Genomic DNA, 3918 nt, shown 5'->3' on the forward strand with positions numbered 1-3918 from the left:
ACTTTAATTTTTTAATAAAGAATAAATAAAAAGTTTGAAATAAAACTTTAATTTTTTAATAAAAAATAAAGAAAAAGTTTGAAATAAAACTTTAATTTTTTAATAAAGAATAAATAAAAAGTTTGAAAAAAAAGAGTTTATTGTTTTATTTATAAAAAAAGAATAAAAATGATAAAAAAATCTATTTACCCGAATAAAATCAAAAAAAGAACAAAAATGATAAAAAAATCTATTTACTGGAATAAAATCAAAAAAGAAAAAATAATAAATTTTAAAGCATTATAAACCTTTAGCAAGTTTATAAGCCAGTTTTAAGCTTCTAATATAACCCTCTACGCTTTGGTCCCTGCTTGTGTCAATGAAAATCTCATCTATTCCAAGGGTTACAGCACCATAGCTAGGCCATGAATCAAGCAATATGAGAGCTCTGAAAATAATATTTCCAAATATTCCATCACTGGCAAGAATAACGTTATTTCCATCTTTTATAGCCTGTTCAAGAAGAATATAATAGTTTTTGATTGAATAGTTTTTAGACTCATCATCACTTCCATTGTCAAAGTTTTCCAATTCTTCAAATCTTTCAATCAATTCTTCACATAGATTTTCAGACTCTTTTAAACTTCTATCTATCCTATTGGTTCTTCCATAATCATCCTTTCTTCCTTCAGAAAGAATAGCTATCTTAGGGATTTTGCCAAGGGATTGAATAAAATTTGCAGCTTGAATAGCTAAACTTGCCTTTTCCTCTAAAGTGTGACCCTCATCTATTCCTACAGGAGTAAGTAAAAATTCATAATCCTTATCAAAGCGATCGTCATCTGAAGTGTTTACATAGGTTGCCCTGTTTACCTTTTCATTTGACTTGAATTCCTTAATGGTCTTTATTACCATGGAAGCGTTTAGAGAACCTCTTACAACAGCATCAATATTCGGATCTATAAATGCATCAAAGAGCTCCTCTTCAGTCCTAACAAGCATGACATTTAAATCTTCAATTGATTCCAACTCACGTGAAGCAAGTAAAATATTATTGTTTTCACCTAATCCAGCTACAATATTAATCATATTAGTTGATTTATTATTTATTTAATTTATAGTTTTATAAAAAAGAACGAAAATTGAATAATTTAATAGGATTTCTAAGAATTATAAAAAATGATTTTATTAATTAAAATAAAAAAAATAAAAATTAAAATATTAATTAAATTAATTTAAATTAAAAAATAATAAAAAATAAGAAATAAAAATAAAAAAAATAATAAAAAATAATTAAAATAAAAAAACAATGAAAAATAAGAAATAAAATTAAAAAAAAATAATAAAAAATAATTAAAATTTAAAAATAATAAAAATTAATTAAAATTTAAAAATAATAAAAAATAAGAATTTAAAAAACTCTTAAATTAGAATTGTTTTCCTAATTCATAAGCTTCTTCTAATTTATTTTTTTGCTCTTCTGCAACAATACCTGCTGGACCGGCACTTCCTGCGTCAACTACACCAATTACATCATATCCCATAAATTCAAATGGAGAGAATTTGGTTAATTCAATATATTGTTTATAGGTTCCTTCAGCTTGGTTTTCAGTAAAGATAAGTGCTGCCTTACCGCTTAAACTCTTGTCAGGGTTTTGACCAATTGCATAGAAACGATCTACAATAAGTTTTCCTTGAGCAGTCATTTGACCATAGTAAATAGGGCTTGAGAAAATAACACCATCTGCATCTACCAAAGCATTGATGATTTCATTTCCATCGTCTTCACGTACACAGTCAGGATTTTCTGCACAGAACATGCATGCCTTACAAGGAGCGATTTCACATTTTTCAAGATAGTATTTAACTACTTCATGACCATTTTCCTCTGCCCCTTTAATCATTTCATCCATCAATACGTCACAGTTTCCACCTTTACGTGGACTAGCTTGCAATGCTATAATTTTCATTTTATATCCTCCAAAACCAATTTCATTTCAATTTTTAAAATATCTTTTAAAAATTTGAAATTATTTAATTAAACTGTCATATTATTTTAATTTTTAATTAAAATAAATCTAAATACCTGTAAGATTAATAAACTTAAAAATATTAATCTATACTTTATTTTCTTTTTAAAATTATATAAATTTAATTAAAATAAGTTAAAATCAGTCAAAATATTAAAAAATAAGTTTAAAGATTATATTAAAAATTTAGTGAAAATAAATAAACTATTTAAACATTAAGACTGAAAATAAGTTAAAAAATTAGTGAAAATAGATAAAATATTACAAATTAGTTAAAAAATTATTTAAAAATTATATTAAAAATTAGTTAAAAAAACTAAAAATAATCTAATTATCTAAAAAAACTAATAAAAGACATTAATCCAAATTGCCTAAAAAAAGCTAAAAAAAGTTAAATAAACTAAAAAAAGCTAAAATAAACTAAAAAAATCTAAAATAAACTAAAAAAAGCTAAAATAAACTAAAAAAAGCTAAAATAAACTAAAAAAAAACTAAATAAACTAAAAAAAGCTAAAATAAACTAAAAAAAATCTAAAATAAACTAAAAAAAACTAAATAAACTAAAAAAATCTAAAAAAATCTAAAATAAACTAAAAAAAGATAAAAAAAGATAAAAAAGATAAAAAAAGAAAATAAAGCTAGTTAACTTATGTTAACATAGCTTTGACTCCTTTAGAAGCAAGTAACTTCATAAAGGAACCTTCAGGATACATAGCAATATGTCCTGAATTGTATTCGTCCAATGCAGATTGAACCATTGCAGTTCTTTTGTCTGGCTGTTTAGCTGCTTTCATTAAAGCATGAGCCACAGTCATAACAGAGTCTCCTCTGTTTAATCCACCAGTGTCTTGCTCTTCCCTAATGAAATCAATACCAGTAGCATTTACCTCAGTACCATTAACCTTCAATTTTCCAGCAGAGGAAATAATCCTGTCAATAGCTTCACTGTTTACTGCAATAACTGCATCTGCAGTATAATTGGTATTATACTCAAGAATCTCTTTTGCATATTGCATACATAATTGATTGTCTTCCCAATAGAAACAATCGTGTAATAATAATCTTGATCCGGCACCCATAGCCTGATATTCAGAAGGTTCAGCAACTGTAGGATGTATCATACCATGAGGATAGATAGGAGTGTAGTTCTTAATACCACCGTCATCCAAGTGGACTAAAAATGCCATATCACATGCTCCCATACCAGGTCTAGGTTCACTTTCATCAATAGCACAAACTAAAATATCTTTTTCACCTGTTGATAAATCTGTTCCTCCAAAGAAGATATTGCCTAATCCAATTATAAGGAGGCCTATTAAAATAACAACCAAGATTGCTATAATTAGTTTTTTTCTGCGATTCATAGTTTTCTCCCTTTAATTTTTAGGAATTATGAATTAATAAATATAATAATCATTCATAAGTAAATAAATTTAATTGCATAATAGATTAATCAAATTCTATTATACTGAATATAATAAGTATATATTTGATTATTATTTCATATAATACTTTCTATAATTTTAAACTAAAATCCATTAGAAAGAAAGGATAAAAAGGAAAATATTTAATTTTTTAATTAAATTAAATCAAAACCATTAAAATTTCATATTTATTTAGGATTTTGAAGAATTAGCAATAAATTAAACTTAAATTAAATTAAAAAAATTGTTTTTTAAATTTAAAAAGCAAAAAAGAATAGGAAAAGTAAATAAAAACTTAAAAAAAATTACTAAATTTAATAAATAGTAAAAAAAAGAATAAAAAAAAGAATAATAATGAATAAAAATAGATAAAAAAGAAATTTAAATAAAATTCAGTTAAAAAGAAAAAATAGCTTTTCAATTTAACAAGAAAAAAACAAGAATTTCAAGTAAAAAAAGAAAAAATAGCTTTTCAATTTAACAAG

At 24.1% G+C, this 3918-nt stretch carries 3 protein-coding genes; all 3 read right to left on the bottom strand.

What is annotated here, in order from left to right; translation table 11 throughout:
- Positions 1 to 279: 279 nt before the first annotated feature.
- Positions 280 to 1068, bottom strand: a complete 789-nt coding sequence (gene mtxX, locus Q0138_RS05045) for a methanogenesis marker protein Mmp4/MtxX (RefSeq protein ID WP_297981706.1) — start codon at positions 1066 to 1068, stop codon at positions 280 to 282.
- Positions 1069 to 1406: 338 nt separating this feature from the next.
- Complete coding sequence (locus Q0138_RS05050; protein WP_297981707.1) at positions 1407 to 1949, bottom strand: flavodoxin family protein; 543 nt, start codon at positions 1947 to 1949, stop codon at positions 1407 to 1409.
- A gap of 707 nt (positions 1950 to 2656) precedes the next feature.
- Positions 2657 to 3373 (bottom strand): DUF4012 domain-containing protein, encoded by a 717-nt coding sequence (locus Q0138_RS05055; protein ID WP_297981709.1) that lies wholly within the window; start codon positions 3371 to 3373, stop codon positions 2657 to 2659.
- Positions 3374 to 3918 lie beyond the last annotated feature (545 nt).

Source organism: uncultured Methanobrevibacter sp. (genome assembly GCF_937906425.1).
Lineage (GTDB): Archaea > Methanobacteriota > Methanobacteria > Methanobacteriales > Methanobacteriaceae > Methanobrevibacter.

Bases quoted from the DNA above. Each gene is read 5' to 3' on its own strand.
- mtxX (WP_297981706.1), bottom strand. From the start codon at position 1,068: ATGATTAATATTGTAGCTGGATTAGGTGAAAACAATAATATTTTACTT.
- Q0138_RS05050 (WP_297981707.1), bottom strand. From the start codon at position 1,949: ATGAAAATTATAGCATTGCAAGCTAGTCCACGTAAAGGTGGAAACTGT.
- Q0138_RS05055 (WP_297981709.1), bottom strand. From the start codon at position 3,373: ATGAATCGCAGAAAAAAACTAATTATAGCAATCTTGGTTGTTATTTTA.